The 19,119-nt window shown below is 58.1% G+C and carries 20 protein-coding genes and 1 tRNA gene; 12 read left to right on the top strand and 9 right to left on the bottom strand.

The window, feature by feature from the left end:
• Window positions 1-27: 27 nt before the first annotated feature.
• The 7 genes from ACR0JA_RS07865 (at window position 28) to ACR0JA_RS07835 (ending at window position 6,402) form a co-directional block, all read left to right on the top strand.
• The gene (locus ACR0JA_RS07865; RefSeq protein ID WP_480572480.1) at window positions 28-1,182 is read left to right on the top strand and encodes an LLM class flavin-dependent oxidoreductase; all 1,155 of its coding nucleotides are present in this window, start codon (window positions 28-30) and stop codon (window positions 1,180-1,182) included.
• Window positions 1,182-2,072 carry an aldo/keto reductase gene (locus ACR0JA_RS07860; RefSeq protein ID WP_480572477.1) on the top strand — a complete coding sequence of 297 codons (891 nt, stop codon included), beginning with the start codon at window positions 1,182-1,184 and terminating at the stop codon, window positions 2,070-2,072. The genes ACR0JA_RS07865 and ACR0JA_RS07860 overlap by 1 nt, the downstream gene beginning before the upstream one ends.
• Window positions 2,072-2,587: a flavin reductase family protein gene (locus ACR0JA_RS07855; RefSeq protein ID WP_480572474.1), complete on the top strand. Its 516-nt coding sequence runs from the start codon at window positions 2,072-2,074 to the stop codon at window positions 2,585-2,587. Before ACR0JA_RS07860 ends, ACR0JA_RS07855 begins: the two co-directional genes overlap by 1 nt.
• A gap of 54 nt (window positions 2,588-2,641) precedes the next feature.
• Window positions 2,642-3,229, top strand: coding sequence for a TRAP transporter small permease (locus tag ACR0JA_RS07850; protein WP_480572471.1), 588 nt, complete (start codon window positions 2,642-2,644; stop codon window positions 3,227-3,229).
• Window positions 3,230-4,519, top strand: coding sequence for a TRAP transporter large permease (locus ACR0JA_RS07845; RefSeq protein WP_480572468.1), 1,290 nt, complete (start codon window positions 3,230-3,232; stop codon window positions 4,517-4,519).
• A gap of 25 nt (window positions 4,520-4,544) precedes the next feature.
• Window positions 4,545-5,612, top strand: a complete 1,068-nt coding sequence (dctP, locus tag ACR0JA_RS07840) for a TRAP transporter substrate-binding protein DctP (RefSeq protein ID WP_480572465.1) — start codon at window positions 4,545-4,547, stop codon at window positions 5,610-5,612.
• 85 nt (window positions 5,613-5,697) lie between these two features.
• A complete protein-coding gene (locus ACR0JA_RS07835; RefSeq protein WP_480572463.1) occupies window positions 5,698-6,402 on the top strand; it encodes a phytanoyl-CoA dioxygenase family protein in 705 nt (234 codons plus the stop codon).
• Window positions 6,403-6,405: 3 nt separating this feature from the next.
• Here the strand turns inward: ACR0JA_RS07835 and ACR0JA_RS07830 are convergent, their stop codons facing one another.
• The gene (locus ACR0JA_RS07830; RefSeq protein ID WP_480572460.1) at window positions 6,406-6,876 is read right to left on the bottom strand and encodes a tetratricopeptide repeat protein; all 471 of its coding nucleotides are present in this window, start codon (window positions 6,874-6,876) and stop codon (window positions 6,406-6,408) included.
• A 3-nt stretch (window positions 6,877-6,879) separates the two neighbouring features.
• On the opposite strand from ACR0JA_RS07830, the gene ACR0JA_RS07825 reads away from it, so the two are divergent.
• Window positions 6,880-8,163 (top strand): cytochrome-c peroxidase, encoded by a 1,284-nt coding sequence (locus tag ACR0JA_RS07825; RefSeq protein WP_480572457.1) that lies wholly within the window; start codon window positions 6,880-6,882, stop codon window positions 8,161-8,163.
• A 46-nt stretch (window positions 8,164-8,209) separates the two neighbouring features.
• On the opposite strand, the gene ACR0JA_RS07820 is transcribed toward ACR0JA_RS07825, so the two are convergent.
• Window positions 8,210-9,115: a LysR family transcriptional regulator gene (locus ACR0JA_RS07820; RefSeq protein WP_480572454.1), complete on the bottom strand. Its 906-nt coding sequence runs from the start codon at window positions 9,113-9,115 to the stop codon at window positions 8,210-8,212.
• Between the two features lie 109 nt (window positions 9,116-9,224).
• Between ACR0JA_RS07820 and ACR0JA_RS07815 the strand changes: the two genes are divergently transcribed.
• From ACR0JA_RS07815 to ACR0JA_RS07805, 3 genes are read left to right on the top strand one after another with little or no spacing between them, the layout of a single operon-like run.
• Window positions 9,225-9,842, top strand: coding sequence for an HD domain-containing protein (locus tag ACR0JA_RS07815; RefSeq protein WP_480572451.1), 618 nt, complete (start codon window positions 9,225-9,227; stop codon window positions 9,840-9,842).
• A gap of 13 nt (window positions 9,843-9,855) precedes the next feature.
• Window positions 9,856-10,857 carry a sterol desaturase family protein gene (locus ACR0JA_RS07810; RefSeq protein WP_480572448.1) on the top strand — a complete coding sequence of 334 codons (1,002 nt, stop codon included), beginning with the start codon at window positions 9,856-9,858 and terminating at the stop codon, window positions 10,855-10,857.
• Between the two features lie 40 nt (window positions 10,858-10,897).
• Window positions 10,898-11,746, top strand: coding sequence for a 3-methyl-2-oxobutanoate hydroxymethyltransferase (locus tag ACR0JA_RS07805; protein ID WP_480572444.1), 849 nt, complete (start codon window positions 10,898-10,900; stop codon window positions 11,744-11,746).
• Between the two features lie 52 nt (window positions 11,747-11,798).
• Here ACR0JA_RS07805 and ACR0JA_RS07800 read toward each other — a convergent pair whose 3' ends face one another.
• The 5 genes from ACR0JA_RS07800 to ACR0JA_RS07780 all read right to left on the bottom strand — a co-directional run bounded on the left by ACR0JA_RS07800 (window position 11,799) and on the right by ACR0JA_RS07780 (window position 17,810).
• Window positions 11,799-12,719 (bottom strand): hypothetical protein, encoded by a 921-nt coding sequence (locus tag ACR0JA_RS07800; RefSeq protein ID WP_480572441.1) that lies wholly within the window; start codon window positions 12,717-12,719, stop codon window positions 11,799-11,801.
• A 68-nt stretch (window positions 12,720-12,787) separates the two neighbouring features.
• Entirely contained in the window at window positions 12,788-13,747 is a 960-nt protein-coding gene (locus tag ACR0JA_RS07795) for a tyrosinase family protein (protein WP_480572438.1), read from the bottom strand.
• Window positions 13,747-14,142: a hypothetical protein gene (locus tag ACR0JA_RS07790; protein ID WP_480572435.1), complete on the bottom strand. Its 396-nt coding sequence runs from the start codon at window positions 14,140-14,142 to the stop codon at window positions 13,747-13,749. Before ACR0JA_RS07790 ends, ACR0JA_RS07795 begins: the two co-directional genes overlap by 1 nt.
• Window positions 14,143-14,267: 125 nt before the next feature.
• Entirely contained in the window at window positions 14,268-17,285 is a 3,018-nt protein-coding gene (locus tag ACR0JA_RS07785; protein WP_480572432.1) for a di-heme-cytochrome C peroxidase, read from the bottom strand.
• A 105-nt stretch (window positions 17,286-17,390) separates the two neighbouring features.
• Complete coding sequence (locus ACR0JA_RS07780) at window positions 17,391-17,810, bottom strand: hypothetical protein (RefSeq protein WP_480572429.1); 420 nt, start codon at window positions 17,808-17,810, stop codon at window positions 17,391-17,393.
• Between the two features lies 1 nt (window position 17,811).
• On the opposite strand from ACR0JA_RS07780, the gene ACR0JA_RS07775 reads away from it, so the two are divergent.
• A complete protein-coding gene (locus tag ACR0JA_RS07775) occupies window positions 17,812-18,231 on the top strand; it encodes a hypothetical protein (RefSeq protein ID WP_480572426.1) in 420 nt (139 codons plus the stop codon).
• A gap of 2 nt (window positions 18,232-18,233) precedes the next feature.
• Here ACR0JA_RS07775 and ACR0JA_RS07770 read toward each other — a convergent pair whose 3' ends face one another.
• A complete protein-coding gene (locus tag ACR0JA_RS07770) occupies window positions 18,234-18,794 on the bottom strand; it encodes a CHAP domain-containing protein (RefSeq protein ID WP_480572423.1) in 561 nt (186 codons plus the stop codon).
• A 163-nt stretch (window positions 18,795-18,957) separates the two neighbouring features.
• Window positions 18,958-19,034: transfer RNA gene (locus ACR0JA_RS07765), tRNA-Met, on the bottom strand.
• Window positions 19,035-19,119: the final 85 nt, after the last annotated feature.

Below are 19,119 nucleotides of genomic sequence, written 5' to 3'. Positions count from 1 at the left end.
GCGAAACTTCTGCGGAGATCGACACAGATGACCATCGTCCCCATCACATCCCCTGATCTGGATGCGGCCGAGGTGTCATGGTTTGCGGCACTGTGTTCGGACGACTACCAGTTTCTGGGCGTGCCCGAAGGCGACCTGCGATCCAGCTGGGACCATTGTTCCGGCATCGTGAAAGAGGCCGAGGCGCAAGGGTTTCGCAACATCCTGTGCCCCTCCTCCTATCAGGTCGGCCAGGACACCCTGAGCTTTGTCGCCGGATGCGCGCCGATCACCGACAAGATCAACCTGCTTGCCGCCGTGCGTTGCGGCGAGATGCAGCCAATCATGCTGGCCCGTACCATCGCCACATTGGACCACATGCTGAAGGGTCGGTTGACGGTCAACATCATCTCGTCTGACTTCCCTGGCGAAAAGGCCGACAGCGCCTATCGCTATCAGCGCTCGCGCGAAGTGGTCGAGATACTGAAGCAGGCGTGGACGCAGGATGAGATCAATCACGCGGGCGAGGTTTATAACTTCTCGGGCCTGACGACCGACCCGGCACGCCCTTATCAGACCGGGGGGCCGCTGCTGTACTTCGGTGGCTATTCTCCTTCGGCTTTGGACCTGTGCGGCGAGCATTGCGACGTCTATCTGATGTGGCCCGAAACCAAGGATCAACTGGCCGGGCGAATGAAAGCGGTTCATGCTGTGGCCGAGAACTACAACCGCACCTTGGATTACGGCCTGCGCGTCCACATGATTGTTCGCGACACCGAGGCTGAAGCACAGGAATATGCCGACTACATCGTCTCGAAACTGGATGACGACTATGGCCGGGCCATTCGGGAACGGGCGCTGGATTCAACCTCGTTAGGCGTCGCGCATCAGGCCAAGAACCGCGATCTGGCGGATGAATATGGCTATGTCGAACCCGGCCTCTGGACCGGTGTCGGGCGCGCGCGGTCGGGCTGTGGGGCTGCTCTGGTCGGCTCGACCGATCAGGTGATGAGCAAGATCGAAGAGTACCAGAAGATGGGCATCCGCGCCTTCATCTTCTCGGGCTACCCGCACATGGACGAAGCCAAGCATTTCGGTGCCCGCGTCATGCCCCACCTCAAAACCTGCTCGCTGCCCGAAGAATACGGTCGCGTGCCCGCAAACACCCCGGCCACCCCGCTGGGTAACGGAGTTCGTCGCTGATGCAACGTGTGAAACTATCCGACACGCTGGAACTAAGTCGCCTTGTCTATGGCATGTGGCGGCTGGGCGATGACAGCGACACCTCGGTCGGGCATGTCGAGGCCAAGATTCAGGCCTGTCTGGATCAGGGCATCACCACATTCGATCAGGCCGATATCTATGGCGGGTACGCCGCCGAAGCGGTGTTGGGCAATGCCCTGCGCGCCAATCCGGCGCTGCGGCAAAAGATGGAGATCGTCACCAAATGTGACATCGTCGCGCCGATGGGGCGCTATGCGGATGCCAAGTGCAAATTCTACGACACCTCTCGCGCGCATATCCTGAAGTCGGTCGATACGTCGTTGTCTGAGATGGCCATTGACCATATCGACCTGCTGCTGATCCACCGTCCCGATCCGCTTATGGACCACCACGAAACCGGTGCCGCGCTGGATGAGGTCGCCGCCAGCGGCAAGGTCGGCGCAGTTGGCGTGTCGAACTTCCGTCCGTGGGACTGGTCCTTGTTGCAGTCGGCTATGAAGACGCAGTTGGTCACCAACCAGATCGAGGTTTCTCTGGGCGAGATCAGCCCCTTTACCAATGGCGACCTGGCGTTCCATCAGCAGCATGGACAACCGATCATGGCCTGGTCTCCACTGGGCGGAGGTCTTCTGATGGCCGGAAATCCGCCGGTTGGCGTCGTCGCCGATGAGATCGCGGCCGAGTTCGGCGTCGACCGCGCCGCCGTCGCGGTGGCCTTCCTGTTGGCGCATCCGGCGGGCATTCTACCAGTGTTGGGCACCAACAATCTGGACCGGATCAAACGCATTTCGGACGCATTGAAGGTCAACCTGGATCGTGAAAGCTGGTACCGTCTTTACGAGGCGGCACTGGGACATGAGGTGCCATGATGAACGCCATTTCAAAGGACATAACGCGCACATTCGTGCCGCACAAAGATGACACCCGCACATTGCGCGATGCTTTTGGGCGATTTGCCACTGGCGTCACGATCGTCACATGCGACAGCGTGGACGGGCCGATCTGCATCACTGCCAACAGCTTTTCGTCGCTGTCGCTGGACCCCCCGCTGATCATGTGGGCCGGAGACCGCAACTCGCGCCGGTTCCCCTATTTTCACAAGGCACGCCATTTCAGCGTTCACGTGCTGTCGTCGGAACAGGCCGAGCTGTGCTTTGGCTGCTCCAAAGACGCACATGCCCTGCGCGGTATCCAGCACGAACGCTGTATGAACGGCACCCCACTGCTGCCGGATTGTCTGGCGCGGTTTGAATGCGAGCAGCATGCCTATCACGATGCCGGGGATCACGTCATCGTCGTAGGCAAAGTCCTTAAGGTCAGCATGGCGGAGGGAGACGCGCTGACCTTTTACGCCGGAAAACTCGGCCAATTCGCGCAGCACTAAGCGCGCTATGACGACTGCGGGACCAAATCCGCAGCTGAAAAAGGGAGGATCCGCATGGGCGGATTGACATCGGTGCTGGCGCCGATTGCGTTCGTGAATGAAACCGCGCTGCGTCTGGGCCGCGCGGTTGGTATCGTTGCCATTGCATTGATGGTGATTGCAATTCTGATCCAGGTGTTCTTCAGATATGTTTTGGGCAATGCCTTGCCCTGGCCGGACGAGGCCGCCCGGTTCTGTATGCTCTGGATGACCGGTCTGATGGCGCCCACCGCCTTCCGGCGCGGCGGGTTCGTGGCCATCGACATGGTGCCGCTGATGCTGCCGCGCGTTTTGGGGCAGGTCCTGACCCTCTTTCTGCTGGTTGTTTCGCTGGCCGTGCTGCTGGTCGCCGTCAACATTGGCTGGTCCGAGGTCACAGGGTTCGGCGGCAAATTCGCCACCGCTGCATTGTACCTTCCCACATCGCTGGGCTTTGACGAATGGTATCGCATCCCGCGCAGCTGGATGATGGCGTCGCTGCTGGTCGGGGTGGTGCTGCTGATCGCCGTCAATATCGAGCTGATCCTGCGCGCAGTGATTACCCTGTTAGGAGGCGAGGACCTTCTGCCCGAAATCGCCGATGCACCTGTGGGGGCTGAATAGATGCTGATCTGGTTCCTGCCCACATTCCTTGTCTTCCTGATCGTCGGCCTGCCGGTCTTTTTCGCGCTTCTGGCCGCGCCCGGTATCCTGCTCTGGCTGAACGGTCAGACCAACGATATCACGCTGCTCTATCGCAATGTCTATAACGGCATGGACAGCTTCCCGCTGATGGCCATCCCGTTCTTCATGCTGGCCGGAGAGTTGATGAACCGGGGCGGCATCACGATCCGCCTGGTCGAATTCAGCCAGGCCCTGATGGGTCATTTCCGCGGCGGTCTGGCACATGTCAACGTGCTAAGCTCGATCCTGTTTGCGGGTCTGTCCGGGTCTGCGGTGGCTGACACCTCGGCGCTTGGGTCGATGCTGATCCCTGCAATGGAAAAGCAGGGCTATACCCGCAAATTCGCCGCTGCGATCACGGCGGCCAGTTCGGTCATTGGGCCGATAATCCCACCGTCGGGCATCATGATCATCTATGCCTATGTGATGGGCGAAAGTGTCGCTGCCTTATTCCTTGCCGGGATCGTGCCGGGCGTGATGGTGGGCGTCGGTCTGATGCTGATGATCAAGTTTATGGCCGACAAATACGATTTCCCCGTCGCTAGCCGCAAATACACTTGGCCAGAGCGCCGTCAGGCCAGCCTCAAAGCGTTTTTCCCGCTGCTGACACCGGTCATCATTCTGGGCGGTATTCTGGGGGGCGTCTTTACACCAACCGAAGCAGCCGCTGTCGCTGTAGGCTATGCCTTTCTTATCGGGTTCTTCGTGTTGCGCACACTGACACTGAAGGAAGTGCCCGAGATTCTCAGCAACGCGGGCCTGACCTCGGCGGTCGTTCTGCTGCTTGTTGGTGCGGCGATGGCGTTCAAGACCGTGGTCAGCCTGAGCCATGCGCCCGAGCAATTGGCCTCGTTGATCCTCAGCCTGTCGGAAAACCCGCTGATCCTGCTGTTCCTGATCAACCTGCTGCTGTTCATCGTCGGCATGTTTCTGGATGCAGGCCCCGCGATTATTATCCTGGGTCCCATTCTGGCGCCGATCTTCACCAGCCTGGGCGTGGACCCGATCCACTTTGCCATCATCATGAGCGTCAACCTGACCGTCGGTCTGGCCACGCCGCCCATGGGGCTGGTGCTGTTCGTGGCCGCCGCCGTGTCACGCGAGAAGGTGGAAACCATAGCCAAGGCAATCCTGCCATTCCTGGCCGTTGAGATTCTGGTGATCTTCCTGATCACATACGTCCCCGCACTATCCATGACGATCCCGAGGATAACGGGATTTGCAAACTGAACTGAGTATCACAGGGAGGAAACGCATGCTCAGAAACTTCATCAAAACCGCAGCGGTGGCCACATCGCTGGTGGCCGCATCCGCCATCGCGGCTACCGCGGCCGACTACACGCTGCGCGCAACCGCAAACTCGAACGAGAATGACGAAGACTATGACGGGTTGATCGTCTTCAAGAACTACGTCGAGGCCGCATCAAACGGCGCGATCGAGGTGGAACTGTTCATTGGCACACAGCTGTGCTCGAACGGCGCAGAATGTCTGCAGGGCGTGGCCGAGGGTCAGATCGATATCGTCATCCAGACGTCAGGCGGCACCTCGGGCATCTTCCCCTTCGTGCAAGTGCTGGATCTGCCCTATCTGATGGCGGATGACCGTGTTGCCGAGGCGGCATTGGCCAACGGATCGCCCTTCGTAACAAAAATGCAGGAAATGGTCGCCGAGAACTCGGGCGGTGCATTGCGTCTGATGACAATCGGCAACACCGGTGGCTGGCGTAACTTTGCCAACACGCAGCGTCGCGTGACCAGCCCCGGAGACATGGAAGGTTTGAAAATCCGCACCGTGGTGGCCGACCTGCCGCAAGAGTTGGTCAAGGCACTTGGCGCATCCCCCACCCCGATCCCATGGCCGGAACTGTTCACCAGTTTTCAGACTGGCGTAGTCGAAGGCTCCAAGAACGGTATCACCGACATCATGGGTATGAAGTTCCCCGATGCCGGCCTCAAATATATCACCTTGGATGGACACGCCTACATGGGCGCATTGTGGTTCATGAACAACGAAAAGTTCATGTCGATGCCGCCGGAACTGCGCAATGTCATCGTCGACGGGTTCTATCAGTTGCAGCAGGCGACGTTTGCGTCGCCCAAGCGCAAATCGATCCAGGCGTATGAGGACTTCGTAGCCGAGGGTGGTGATCTCTACGTACCGACCCCGGAAGAAAAGGCTGCGTTCAAAGAGGCCGCCGCTCCTGTCTACGATTGGTTCAAGGCCAATGTCGACGGCGGTGAAACTGCCTTTGACGCATTGGTTGCGGCAGTTGCCGAAGCCGAAGCCGAAATTGCAGCAACGCGCGAATCTGAAACGCAATAACGTGCCAAAGCAAGAAATCCCTGCGCGCGACCCCGTTGCGCGCAGGCCAACAACCCCAGCTGCCCTTCTTGCCGGAGACGCTCCCATGCTCGATCAAACCGATGCATTTCGCCGCCAAGGTTACCTCATCTTCGAGGACGCGCTGAGTGCAGAAGACCTGCAGATGCTGCGCGAAACCTGCGACACGCTGTTGGAAGAGCCCGCCCATGATGGCGGCGGCAACGTCCACAAAATCGGTCTGGGCGACGCGCGGCGCTTTCTGCGCCACCGCCACGCCGAGTTTCCCTCGCTCGAGGGTTTTCTGCTGGGTGAAAAAATCGCCGAGATTACCAGCGCCTGCGGTATTGCAGACCCGATGCTGTTCAATGAGCAGTTTGTCGTCAAAGGCGCAGGCAAGGGCGCCAGCTTTGCCTGGCATCAGGATGGGGCTTATGTCGGCTTTGATCACACACCTTACCTGACCGTCTGGATCGCTGTGGATGATGCAACCGAAGAAAATGGCTGCGTCTATATCCTGCCGCGTGACCTGGACGCGGAACCGGGTCTGGACCCTCATGAATGGCAGGACGAAAGCAACGAGCTCAACGGGTATTTCGGCGCTGAAACAGGTGTCCCGATGACCTGCAGAGCGGGCACCATCGTGGCTTTTTCCAGCCTGACGCTTCACAGTTCGGGTGCGAATACGACCAATAACCCGCGACGCGCGTTTGTCTGCCAATATTCCTCGGGTCCGATTATCGATCCGGAAACCGATGCCCCGAAACGGTTCGCGAAGCCGCTAAGGGTTTGACTGTCACCTGAAAGGGTACATCCACCCTTTGTAATCATCGACCAGAACATGCGCCCTTTCGATTTGCTCCGGCGACATTTTCTTGACCACTTCCTCAAGGCTGATCGCCGCATCGGGATCGCCGCCAATGGCGCTGAGCGTGTACCACATATACGCCCGCACCAGATCGGGCGCAGGCATGCCCAGACCCAGCTCGTAGTACCAGCCAACGCCCGACTGCGCGCCGGGATGACCTTTCATCGAGGCGCGCAGATACCATTCGAACGCCCGCTCGTAATCCTGTTCGACCCCAAGGCCCAGCCCGTACATGACGCCGATCAGCTCTTCGGCCTCGGCGTTGCCGGACCGGGCAGCGGGAAGAAGCTCTTCCCGTGCGGCCTCGAAGTCTCCGGCTTCCATCAGATCGCGCGCCTGTTCCAGTTCGGCCAGCGCCGGGGCGGCGAGAAAACAAAGGGCAAATACAATCTGGCGCATGGGGTGGCTGCTCTCCTCTGGGCCGGGGCTGTGGCGGCGCAAGACCTGCCGCAGCCGCTGACCGGTGACGACTTCATCCCCTTTGATATGGATCAGGCCGCCATTGGTCATCAACTGTTTTACGATCCGATCCTGTCAGGCAATCAGAACATCGCCTGTGCCCATTGCCATCACCCGGATTTCGGCACCTCTGACGGGCTGTCCTTAGGTATCGGCGAGGGCGGACAAGGACTAGGCCCGGATCGCACACCCGGCGCTGGAGCTGACAGAATTCGCAAACGCATCCCCCGCAACTCACCGGGGCTGTGGAACCTTGGAGCCAAGGAAATTCATACGGTCTTTCATGATGGCCGCCTCAGCATCTCGGACGTCTACGGTAACGGCTTTAATTCGCCTGCGCAGGAATGGCTGCCCGATGGGCTCAATTCGTTGCTGGCCGCGCAAGCGCTTTTCCCGCTGACCTCGCAATTCGAGATGGCTGGCAATGTCGCCGAAAACCAGGTGACCGGAGCGGTGCATGATCGGATCGACAAGGGCTGGCCGATCCTCGCCAAACGCGTGCGAACAGATCCGCGATACGGTCCCGCATTGGTTGCCGCCTTTGACGAGGTCGAGACGCCCCAAGACATAACGATCACCCAGATCGCCAACGCACTGGCTGCCTTCATGGCGATTGAGTGGCGCAGCACCGACAGCCCGTTTGACCGCTACCTCGCCGGGGACGGGAACGCCCTGACGGCTGCACAGAAAGACGGAATGGACCTGTTCTTTGGCAAAGCGAAGTGTTCAAGCTGCCATTCCGGGCCGCTGTTGTCGGATCAGAAATTTCATGCGCTGGCTCTGCCGCCCTTCGGGCCTGGCCGGACACGGCAATGGGATCCGTATGCCCGGGATGTCGGCCGCATGGGCGAGAGCGACCGGCTTGAGGACGCCTACAGGTTCCGCACACCGATGCTGCGAAACGTCGCGCTGACGCCGCCATATGGCCACAACGGCGCATTCCACGATCTGGAAAGCATGATCCGCCATCACCTGGACCCGCAGACCAGTCTGATCAACTGGACCCCCGAACTGGCCGCATTACCCGACGTGCCCTGGTTGCAGGCCGCGGACTTCGTGGTCTGGGACGACCGGATGGAAATGCAGCGACAGCGCAACAAGATCGACATCCGCCCAGTCGATCTGACGGAACGCGAAATCCAGAACCTGGTTGCGTTTCTACATGCGCTGACCGGCGCAGGCGTCGACACGCCGCCTTTTGGTGTTCCTGAAGGTTTCGTTCCTTAGTGGTGGGCTGGCTTCATACATACCCAAATAGGCCCGACCATAGCGTTCATGGGTTTGCGCTGGACACCAGATAGTCTTTCAGCCGCCTGAACGCCTGTTTGCGTTCAGCAGCTGGCGAATAGACCACGTAGTACCCACAGTCCTTACGGCTGATGGTTGGACCGGTTCGCACCAGCTGATGCCTTGCAATCAACCAATCTTCAAGCCCCCAATAACCGATCCCGACCCCTTCGCCCGCGCAGATCATGTCCAGCATGGTCGGATAGCTCGCGACCCGCTCGAACGGAGTATCGGCATCCAGGGACTGGCCAGTTCTTGCGGCGTAGTCATGCCAGGTCATCCAACCATGCGCGTAAGGATCGCCATGGTCGAACATGTGTTTGGGGTCCACCGTCTCGGCCAGCCGAAAGGGGTCGAAATCCGGGTTATCGGCCAGGAACGCCGGGCTTGCAATCACCTGACAGGTCTCGGGAAACAGCAGGTCGCTCGAGCGGTCGCCAAAATCGCCTGTTCCGAACCGAATTGACAGATCGACCGAGGGTTCTTCGAAATCGCGATAATTGTCGGACGTCAGAAAATTGATCGTGACCTGCGCGGCCGCGCGCATTTTGCTGATCCTCGGCATCAGCCACAGATGCGTTACACCAAAAGACGCGCCAATCCGCAGCTCACGATCGTCCGTGGAGAGAATGTTCTGCAGACCCAGTTCCAGCCTGTCCAGCGCCGAAGTGGACAGCTCGGCCAGGTCCTGCCCCTGTGGAGTCAGCGAAACCTTATTGCCTCGTCGCGCAAAGACCGGCGCGCCCAGCCATGCCTCAATATTAGCGATGTGCCGTGTGACAGCAGGCTGCGCCACCGACAGCTCTTCGGCTGCGCGCGTGAAACTGCCATGTCTGGCAGCCGCCTCAAACGCAAGCAGCGCATTTAAAGGGGGAAGACGACGTCTAACCATAATAGCCTTGGATAACAAAAAAGCATCAAAGCATTCAACAATTTGGTCTCGCCGCCTGCGCCCAAACTGTGTGATGACTCCTCCAAGCACACCGTTGGGGAGTCAGAACATGGAACGCGTGAAATTCACTCAGATGAAGGACGGCACGAAGGAAGAGTACGAATTCCTGACGGCGCATGAGATCGAATACACAAAAGGCACCGCCGATCGGCTGCTGCATGCGTTGGAACATCTGGACGAGGGGCTGTCTGGCTATCAGATCACTCGGCTAGGACATTCGACGCAGTCGGCCACACGGGCCTGGCGCGATGGGGCGGACATCGACTGGGTCGTATCGGCGCTTTTGCATGACATTGGTGATATCTTTGCCCCCTACAACCACGATGAATATGCTGCCACGATCCTGAAACCGTTTGTGCGCGAGCAGTGCCGCTGGTGCGTGGAAACCCACGGCGATTTCCAGATGCTGTATTATGGCCATCACCTTGAGGGCTTTGACCAGAACAAACGTGACCGCCATCGCGGGCACAAATATTTCGACGATTGCGCCGAATTCTGCGAGCGCTGGGATCAGGCCAGTTTCGACCCGGATTACGACACCTTGCCGCTTTCGTTCTTCGCCCCGATGGTGCACGAAGTCTTTGCCCGCACGCCCTATGACCAAGCGGTGATGCAGGCCGAAGATCAGCCGCTTGTTGTCCCTCAAACAGCATCTGCACGCGTTTAAGAAAGCTGTCGAGATGACCGATCAAGCTGATGCGCCAACCCGAGCGCCGCGCAAAATATGGAACTTCACGCCCAATCTGCCGCTTCGGGTCGCGCCCTACTGGGACTGGCCGATGAAGCCGCTGGCCTCGGTCCTTTATCTGCTGCGCAGTTGGAATCCGATCGGCATACGGTGTTTGCTGCTGCTGGGTGCGATCCTTACCTGGGTTTTTGCTATCCCCGATCTCAGCCGCGCCGAGACCCTGTCGTTTGACTGGGTTTTCCAGGTCTGGATCCGCAATTTCATCATCCTGTTTGCGGTCGCCGGCGGATTGCATCTTCTGCTTTGGAAACTCGGCGTCCAGGGCGACGAGACGCGCTATGACATGCGCCCGATGATGACCAATACCAAGGCATTCTGGTTCAAAAACCAGGTCTGGGACAACATGCTGTGGTCGTTTGTCGCGATGCAGTTCTGGACGTTCTGGGAATGCGTCATGTGGTATGCCTATGCCAATGGTTGGGCAACGATGATCAGTTTTGAATCAAACCCGGTCTGGTTTGTCACACTGATCATCCTGATCCCCATCTGGGCGGGCTTCTATTTCTACTGTCAGCACCGGTTGCTGCATATCGGGTTCATGTACAAGCACGTGCATTCCTGGCACCACAAGAACATCAACACCGGGCCATGGTCGGGCCTGGCGATGCATCCGGTCGAGAGCTTCATCCTGATGACGGATACGCTTTTGTTTTTGGTCATTCCGGCGCACCCGATTCACGTGATTTTTCTGTTGTTTCACCACGGCATCGGGGCTCCGACCTCGCATGCGGGGTTCGAGAAACTGAAGGTAGGAAAGACCGCTGGACTGGAGGTCGGGGATTTTTTTCACCAGCTGCACCATCGGTTTTTCGATTGCAACTATGGCACCTATGAGACCCCGTGGGACAAATGGTTGGGCACCTTCCACGACGGCACGTCCGAAGGCAACGAGTTGGTGAAAAAGCGTCGCCGCAAAATCTGGTCCGGCCAATAGTGTCAGTCCGCGGAACGCCAACCTCAGGGGATAGAATGGAATGAAACGGATTTACGATTTTAGCAGAAACCCGGCGCAGCGGAACTATACGGTCGCTGACCTAAAGGCGCTGAAAGGCTCGGGGCGCACGCTATCGATGGCCAATCCCTCCAACAATGACGAGCTGCGCGCCTGCGTCGATGCGGGGATCGATCTGTTTGTCGTGGGTGCCGACCAAATGCACGACGTTCGCGCCATCGCACCCACCCATTTCACCGGTGCCGGATCAAGCTGGGCGCAATTCGGGTCTGATGACGAGATTGTCGCACACGCCTATGAGACAATGCGCAGCGGGGCCGACATGTATTATACCCTGCGCTCGTTTGAGGTGATGGAACGTATGGCAAAGGACGGCATCCCGGTTCAAAGTCATATCGGATTGATCCCGACATTCAGCCATCATTGTGGGGGACTGCGCGCCTGGGGACGAACCGCTGAGGAAGCGATGAAGGTATTCTCGACCCTGAAACGCATGGAGGATGTCGGCGTCTTCGCAGTCGAGGTCGAGTGCCTGGCCGAAGAGGTTCTTGCTGCGGTGAACACCAAGACCTCGGTCGTGACCTTCTCGTTGGGATCGGGCAACGCGGGTGACGCGGTTTTCTCTTTCGTTGCAGATATTTGCGGCGAGGCGAGCGAAGAGGACAAACCGCCAAATCATGCCTACGCGTTTGGAGATGTGGGGCGCTTGCACGGGCAGATCCATGAGGAAAGGGTCGCTGCCCTGGGGATGTTCCACAAGGAGGTCACCCAGCAACGGTTCCCCTATCCCGAGACCAATATCGGAATGCACGAGGGCGAACATCCAAAGTTTCTGGAAGCTTTGGACAAGTGGACGCCAACGCATCAATAACCGCGCGCGTTGCCACCCTAGTGACCGATCCGATCACCGACGCCGCAGCGCTTCAACCACCGCCCGTCTTGTCCACCTCTGGCGGATCGTCACGCCCCCAAAGCGGCCACCACCACGGTTTCGAAAAGATCTGATCGGGCTTTTCATCCAGCAACAGAAAACCACCCCCTCGACCTTTTACGAACCATGCGATCCCGAACAGCGCAAGGCCGAGCCATTCCAGATAGAACGTGGCGTTGTACTTGTCCCATGCATGTGGTTCGCAGCCTGTCGCAAGGATGAATACGCCTTTGGCGTCATCAAAAGCGTCGCAATCTTCGAAACCGGCACTCAGACCGAATGCAAGCGTCGCAAGCGTGATGATCATCAACACGCCGCAAACCCTGTAGATCGCGTTGCGAATACACTTGTTCCGGTTCTTTTGTTTGGTCTGAAAATCGTTGTTCCGGTCGGTTGCGGTAAACACAAACAGGTTGAAGATCGCGAGCGTTATGAACAAGAAAACCGCTGCAATCAGGTGAAACTTGCCTCGGAAGGTTTCCATTGGAAATGCATTGGGCAACGTCGTGGTCGTGTGGGATTCCAGCAAAATCCGAGACGGTGCGAAAATGTCGTCGCAGCCCGATCCGTTGGTTGGATTCATGGCCACAAGAATCGCACAAATCCCGCCAAAGACCGCCAGATAGCGCTCGGGCTTGGACTGTCCGCGATAGAACATAAGGAACAGCCCAACGCTGCACGTCACGGCAACAAAGACATCGCCCCAGAATGGCAGATAGTAGCTGTGTGAGATCGAGTCCCGAAAACACTCTGACGTGCGATGGCCATAATACAGGACAACCGGCAACAGAAAGGCCAGGATGCCAATCCAAAGCGCCTGAATTTGGCGCTGGCGCTTGAACTCGACAAGAGTTTCAAGCGGCCAGCCTTTCTGCGGTTCAAAAAACTTCTGAATGCGCGCGCCAATACCCATGCAGGGTTCTCCAGGTTTGACCGTTCCAAGTCTCCGAAGCACTGACTGCCGGATTTGCCATTGCGCCTCTAGGCGATAAGCTGGTGGTCATAGACGTACCAGGTGGACGGATCCAGAACCTGTTCCGGCGTCAGCGCCTGTCCGATGATCGACACCATTGTGCTGTCGATCCGATGGCCTTGAGGGCCACGATTGCGCCCCGGTTCGTAGTCCTGACCGTTGCGGTCCATCCAAAGCTGCCAGATGCGGTCCACATTGCAGTGGTTGAGGAAGAAGGCCGGATCATTGGGCGAGGTTCCCGGCCCCATATCTCCGCCGATCCAGACGTGTACCCGGTTGTGAAGCTGCGGGCCCTGCACCCAGCCTTCCAGAACATTGCGGTGGCTGACGACACTCTGGTTCCACGGTGGTCGGTCATAGACGGCTTGATTTAACGCGACGTCCACCTGCGTCTCGGTCGGCAGGGTTCTGACCAACGGGTTGAGCCCGCTTGCGCGTTGGATCGCTCGGGGTGGTGTGGACACCAGCCGTCCGGTTTGCGCGTCCTGTACCAGCCGTACCTGCATGTTCGCGATGGGACCGGTCCGAACAGCACCGCGCGCCTCACCGATATATTGCGGCGACCACAAATCGGTGCGCCACTGATCCTGAACCGGCAATTCACCATCTGCAGCCCAGTCCCAATAGGGCAGACCGAAATCCGGGTCGCCCAGAACCTGTTGCAGATTCTCTTCGAGCCGGATCAGGTACATCCGGTGCCAGGGCAGGAAGATGGGGCCGCTATGCGCCGCGTTTCCAACAGGGAAAGGAATCGACATGGCAAGCACATGCCAGAACACAAAGATATCGTAGATCGAAAGCTCCTGATCCACGCCAACGATGTCCAGCGGCAGATTGTTGTTCCTCAGAAACGCCAGGATATCGCGCGCAAAGATGCCCGAATTCGGTTGATCCAGCGCGACCATCCCCTGAAGAAACTGGTCCCGAACGGTTTGACTGACAAGAATGTTTTCTCTGGTACCGGCCATCAGTGATGCCCTCCGTGATCGTCATGGTCATGATCGCCGTGATCGTGACCTCCAGATCCAAGCTCGTCCCGGACCAGCGGCGCAAGGCGCGCCGCGTCGATGATCGAGCGCGCGAGATCAATCGCTGACGGGAACGAGTAATTCGGCAGCCCGTGGCAATGAACCGTGCCGTCATCCATGACCATGGTGTGCAGTGTCAGCGGTTCGCCATCGATTTCGATGCGATAGGTGGTTTTGATCTTGATTTTCTTGCCACGGTGAATGGCGGTTCTGGTGGAGGTAAACGACTTCTGATGACCATGATGACCAGCGTCGGCCACGTGACCGTCCGGCAGCTGCAACTCGCCCAAATTCGGGCTGAGGTCGTGGTCATATTGCTTGTGCTTGTCAGACATAAAAATCTCCTTCCCTTCAATTGGTCGGCGGCTGTGGCCCAATGCCGTTCAGAAACAACTACCGGACACAGCCTTTGCTGCGCGACGCACCACTTTGTTTCTTTCCGCACCCGAAGGCGACGGTGTTACGGCCGCTGAACCGGAAAACGCTCGGGGTCTTTCAGGTACTCGACGATCGCCATTTTTTCATCGTGCGTGAAAGGTGTGTCCCAGAAGACATGCCCACCGTTTCCGTTTCCCGGCACTGATGTGTCAAAGAGAAACGCGTTTTCCTGGTCGGAGCTGACAAATCCCAGCCGTTCTGCGTCCAGGGTACGATCACCGACGAAAAACGTCTGCTCGCGCTCCTCCGGCGGTGAGATCACTTGATAAACCGTGCGGACCGACCCGTTGTGCAGATAGGGACCGGTTGCCCAAACACCGATCAATGGCGATGCCTTAAGGGCATGCCCCCTTTCGGGTGGTCTGTAGTTGCAAGGTTCTGGGTCGGTACATTGTGGTATTGCTGCCTGACAGTCAGCGTGACCAGCGGGCCTTAGACGTGTTTTTTCAGCGAACTGATCCCCCAGCGCTTTTTGTGCGACACCACCCACAACCTTTTGCAGCAGCAAAACGGACGGGACGACTGCGCGCAGGCCGCATATATCAGAGGCAGGGTCCTCCAATAGCCCTGTTCTTGCCCAACGTTGCGTAAATGCTCGCGTGTATGCGTCGTCCGTTCCGGCGTCAGACGCCAAAATAGCACCGACTGCTATGAACCTATCGCCATTTTCGTTCTCACTCGGTTTCGTCTCGCGATAGGGCGGCGCATTGTGACACCCCTCGCACTTCGCGCTAAACAGGTCGCGGCCCTGCTCTGCCAGCGCGACATTGATCGGGCCAAGCAACTCTTCCGGCCAAGCTGGCGCGGACAAATCTTTGATCCAGTCTTCGTACAGCTCGAGCGCACCATAATCCGCAGAGGAGTCGAACCTTGTGCTTTCTTCAATGTGAACCGTCCCAAAAACCCCGAGCGCCTGGCCGAGGTTTCTGGCAAACGGATCGGCGACCGCAAGGTTCCACTGGACATATTCCAGCTGGTCGGCCAACCACAGCGCCGGATAGCTGGTCGGCGCACGCGGCGTCGCCAAGTTCTCGACAATGCCCATGTCCTTGACGGCCACTGCGTTGACGATCTGGGTCAATGCATCGACACGCCCCGGCCCCGAAGGGTGCAACGGGCTGCGCTGCGCCATGCGACCAGAGAACTTGGATGCAAACCCAAGAAACTTTGGCGTGAACTCCTCGGGATTGCCCAGTTCGGCGGGATCGATAAGCCCAAGGTTCTGCATGAATTTGCGAAAGCGTGGCTTCGGTGTCCGACCGGTGGGATCTTTGAGAATATCCATCTGGCCGGTTTCGCGGACCGCCCGCGCCAGATCGAGAACGAACCGGTCAAAGTCAAAACTCGCAGGCGCGCCATCAATCCTGAATTGCGCGCCGTCGATAACGACATCGGCGGTATGGCACGCCGCACAGTTCAAACCAACTTTTGAACCATCCTCGGTGGATGCCACGGCAAAACCGACCGGCAATCCGTGCGGATTGAGCGCGTCAATGGGTGATGGCAACAGTCCGTACCGCGACAGATTCTCGGGCGAGGCAAAGCGCATCGTGCCGTCGCTCGTTTCAAGCGCAAGGAACCAGCTGAGCGGCATGATGTCTCCGCCCTGGCTGGTGTGGTAGTACATTCTGCGAATCTCGTCTTGCCAACCCTGATCAAAGAACTGGGTGTGATCTTCGCTTAGGCAGGGGATATCCAGCTGGGTCCAATCCCCTTCGTTGAGGCAAGCCACCACTTCGGCTGTTTCGCGTGCGGTCCGACGAGTGACCGTGGCATGTGCGCGTGTGCCGGGTGCACGAAATCCGGGGAACCAGCCAAAGGCGCGGACGTTCCAGCGATCAAAGCGGTTCCCTGCCCCGTCTGGACTGCGTGGAAGATCGTCGATCGCGAGGTCTTCCTCCGACGCGATACGCTCGGCCACGACCTGCGTGTCTGGCCCGGCGTCCAATTCCCGGCGGGTTTCGGTGTGGCAACTGACGCAATCCGTATTGAAGAAATGTGCAGCACCGGCATCGGCAATGACGCTGGCGATTTCAGCCGCGCCCTCGGGGCTGTTATTGCCACTGCCAAACAACGTGCTGGTCGAGACACCGGCGCTGGGATCGGGCTGCGGCAAACCAATTGCGGGGAGGACAAAGTTCGCCAGACAATCAACCGGCAATCGGTTGCGGGTCAGACCCGGCGGCACAACACCGCCGTTCTCGCGATCGTCTAAGAATGTCAGCATCTGCTGAAAGTTCATGGCCCCGGCGCCGTCCTCGGGCTGGGCAATGGCAGGGCTGGGAACCGGGGCGAACCCGGCGTCACTCCGTTGCAACGCCAGAAACACCCACGGCTCGGGCGCACCGGGCGGCAGACCCGCGACAGATACTGCGGATAGCCTGTCTTCGCTCAGGTGGTTCTCCAAAAAGCTGCCAAGGCGTTCTGTGAGCAACTCGGCAGCGGCAGGGTTTTCGAACGCCGGGTGAACGCCCAGCGGAGTCCCGGCTGTGTCCACCCCCATCGCCGCCAATTCATCCCGAATAGCGGCCAGATCATCCAGCGCTGCCTGAAAATCATCCATGTCGCCCTGATCAGGCAATACCCGGAACGGACAAGACGGCATACTTTCTGAAGCGTTTGCGCCAAAGGTGTAGACCAGATGCACAGCCTCGTCCTTGACCGCGCTGCTTGCGGCAAAGTCGACAGGTTGCACGACAAGCCTGATCTGCAGGTTGCGTCCGAACGGCCTGAACGCTGCGTCCAGACCCGGCGCACCCGGATCGATCCGAACCGAGGCCACATGCAACTGGTCGCGACGATTGGTCAGAAGGCTTGAATCGATGGTCTGCACCGCACTCGGCATTCCGTTGACAGCATCGATGACCGCGCCAGCCGTCGCTGCCAGCGCGGTGGAAAAAATCGCCTCAGGCACTTCGACACGCGGGTCACTTGCCTGCATTGGTGCCTCGAGAAGAATGGAGACGTCGTTCTGCGAAAACTCCTCGGCCGCAGCGGTTCCGGCGACCAAAAGAAGGGCGGCAAGTGCTTTGCGTGGCATATAAGGCTCCGATAAATACACTTAATGATTGATAAATATATACTAAATAAACCATGATTCGTCGGCTTTTGAATAGCCTCGGAATAAATCAGAACATCGCGCCCGCTAAAGCAGCCCCTTCATCCCGTCGAATGAGGCCCGTCGCGCCCGGTCTGTGACCAGCGGATCGGCCCACAAAGCCAACAGCTCGTCCCGGACCTGAGTATGTTTCGCATTGGTGAAAGTCTGCGCTTCAAGCTTTTCGACGATGCGCGAAACCCGGATACCTTCATTGGCCAGCCAGCGGACCCGCGCATCGTTCTCTTCAAATCTGTCTTTGGCGATCTTCTTGCCGTTGACGTCCAGAACGTGCCCGTTGACATCTGTGTCAGGTATCGCCTTGTGATGCACGGCCAGAACCTCCCAGCGGTTGTTCAAAACGGGTGAGCCGGAACTGCCTTTGTTGGTATCGCCCGTGTACCAGAAAAACGCATCGGTACCGTTGTCGAATAGCCTTGCGCGATTGCATGCGCGCAAGGCTGTCATTATGATCTTCAAAGCCCAGAACCGCCGGGGCAATTGCCATGTGAACTCACAAATGATTTTTACGCAGAATAATCTCGAGCTTAAAAAACGAGCTGCATTGTACAAGGTTTTTTCCAGAAGTCGCCTAAAAGAGTTTCGCGCCTATACCATCGTGATCCCTGGCGAAGGTACGTTCGACTTCAAAATACTGCCGAACCCGATCTGGTGGTGGGCATCCCCGTTGACATCCAACTCGAAAGCGCGATGCAGGCTGGGTAGACTATTCTTTCTTCTGGAGCGTGCGCGGGCCCAAATAGATGTGTCTAGCTTTTCCGCCTGCCGGTGCCAGATCCAATTGTCCGGACGAATTAAAGATCAGATACGCACCAACAATCAATCAAACCAGTCCATCAAATCCGGTCAACCAATAGGAACCGTTTGAGCTCACCCATCGACTTTTGGATAAATGAAACCGTTTATCGGATAGAAACTGCCATACCGGCCCGGTTGGCTTTCGACCCGAACCAATGACCAGTCGTTGTTTTTCGAAACGTCCCTGACGCCCATCTTCAACGACACCTTGTTTCGGTGCCAATTGGCGTGATTCACGATAACCTGCCTGTCGTCGACAATGTCGGACACGACAGCTACGTGGCCAAGAGGCATTCCGCCGGTTGCCCGAAACGACATTACCGAGCCGACAGCAGGCTCACTGCCCCGCTCAAAAATGTTGTGCGCCCGCGCCCACCAGTCTTTGGCATTGCCACGAATCTGAATGCCGCTGAGGTTTCGCGCGTAGGGTACGCACCACACCCTGTGCCCTCGGGCCTGTTTTTGCGCGACCTCTCTCAGCGCCATCGACTGACGTTCGGGATCAAGTTCCACTTCATTTGGGTTCTGGGCGCAGGCCGAGACAAGACCAACAAGCGCAAACGCGATCGCAATTCGAGCGGCACCGGACAGGCGCGGCCAATTTGAATTCGTTTTGCGGTCGCTGTTTTGCAAGAAGCTTCAATGCCGATTTGAGTGGTCACCGAGCTTTATCGCGATCTGTTACGAATTGAAAAGATGCTAACTCACTACCGGCAAGATTTTGCCGGTTCCCCGCGCCTACGATCTGCAAACAGTCCAGTGGACTGTTTGCAGATCGAACGGGCTGTTGGAAGTTTGGTTGCGGGGAGAGGATTTGAACCTCTGACCTTCAGGTTATGAGCCTGACGAGCTACCGGGCTGCTCCACCCCGCGACACTTTGGTGGGCCTATCGCCTATTCGGCTAATTGAGGCCGTGTATTGATTGATCGTTTAGAGAGAATTGGGCTTTTACTAGGT

This window comes from Ruegeria sp. AM4 (assembly GCF_056540665.1).
The sequence above is the reverse complement of the archived record's forward strand: the minus strand, read 5'-3'. Positions and strand labels throughout refer to the sequence as shown.

Excerpts from the sequence above, each read along its gene's own strand:
- ACR0JA_RS07860 (WP_480572477.1), top strand. The coding sequence starts at position 1,182 with ATGCAACGTGTGAAACTATCCGACACGCTGGAACTAAGTCGCCTTGTC.
- ACR0JA_RS07850 (WP_480572471.1), top strand. The coding sequence starts at position 2,642 with ATGGGCGGATTGACATCGGTGCTGGCGCCGATTGCGTTCGTGAATGAA.
- ACR0JA_RS07820 (WP_480572454.1), bottom strand. The coding sequence starts at position 9,115 with ATGGTTAGACGTCGTCTTCCCCCTTTAAATGCGCTGCTTGCGTTTGAG.
- ACR0JA_RS07780 (WP_480572429.1), bottom strand. The coding sequence starts at position 17,810 with ATGACAGCCTTGCGCGCATGCAATCGCGCAAGGCTATTCGACAACGGT.
- ACR0JA_RS07785 (WP_480572432.1), bottom strand. The coding sequence starts at position 17,285 with ATGCCACGCAAAGCACTTGCCGCCCTTCTTTTGGTCGCCGGAACCGCT.
- ACR0JA_RS07790 (WP_480572435.1), bottom strand. The coding sequence starts at position 14,142 with ATGTCTGACAAGCACAAGCAATATGACCACGACCTCAGCCCGAATTTG.
- ACR0JA_RS07830 (WP_480572460.1), bottom strand. The coding sequence starts at position 6,876 with ATGCGCCAGATTGTATTTGCCCTTTGTTTTCTCGCCGCCCCGGCGCTG.
- ACR0JA_RS07810 (WP_480572448.1), top strand. The coding sequence starts at position 9,856 with ATGACCGATCAAGCTGATGCGCCAACCCGAGCGCCGCGCAAAATATGG.
- ACR0JA_RS07815 (WP_480572451.1), top strand. The coding sequence starts at position 9,225 with ATGGAACGCGTGAAATTCACTCAGATGAAGGACGGCACGAAGGAAGAG.
- ACR0JA_RS07800 (WP_480572441.1), bottom strand. The coding sequence starts at position 12,719 with ATGGGTATTGGCGCGCGCATTCAGAAGTTTTTTGAACCGCAGAAAGGC.
- dctP (WP_480572465.1), top strand. The coding sequence starts at position 4,545 with ATGCTCAGAAACTTCATCAAAACCGCAGCGGTGGCCACATCGCTGGTG.
- ACR0JA_RS07795 (WP_480572438.1), bottom strand. The coding sequence starts at position 13,747 with ATGGCCGGTACCAGAGAAAACATTCTTGTCAGTCAAACCGTTCGGGAC.
- ACR0JA_RS07805 (WP_480572444.1), top strand. The coding sequence starts at position 10,898 with ATGAAACGGATTTACGATTTTAGCAGAAACCCGGCGCAGCGGAACTAT.
- ACR0JA_RS07835 (WP_480572463.1), top strand. The coding sequence starts at position 5,698 with ATGCTCGATCAAACCGATGCATTTCGCCGCCAAGGTTACCTCATCTTC.
- ACR0JA_RS07775 (WP_480572426.1), top strand. The coding sequence starts at position 17,812 with ATGATCTTCAAAGCCCAGAACCGCCGGGGCAATTGCCATGTGAACTCA.
- ACR0JA_RS07845 (WP_480572468.1), top strand. The coding sequence starts at position 3,230 with ATGCTGATCTGGTTCCTGCCCACATTCCTTGTCTTCCTGATCGTCGGC.
- ACR0JA_RS07865 (WP_480572480.1), top strand. The coding sequence starts at position 28 with ATGACCATCGTCCCCATCACATCCCCTGATCTGGATGCGGCCGAGGTG.
- ACR0JA_RS07855 (WP_480572474.1), top strand. The coding sequence starts at position 2,072 with ATGAACGCCATTTCAAAGGACATAACGCGCACATTCGTGCCGCACAAA.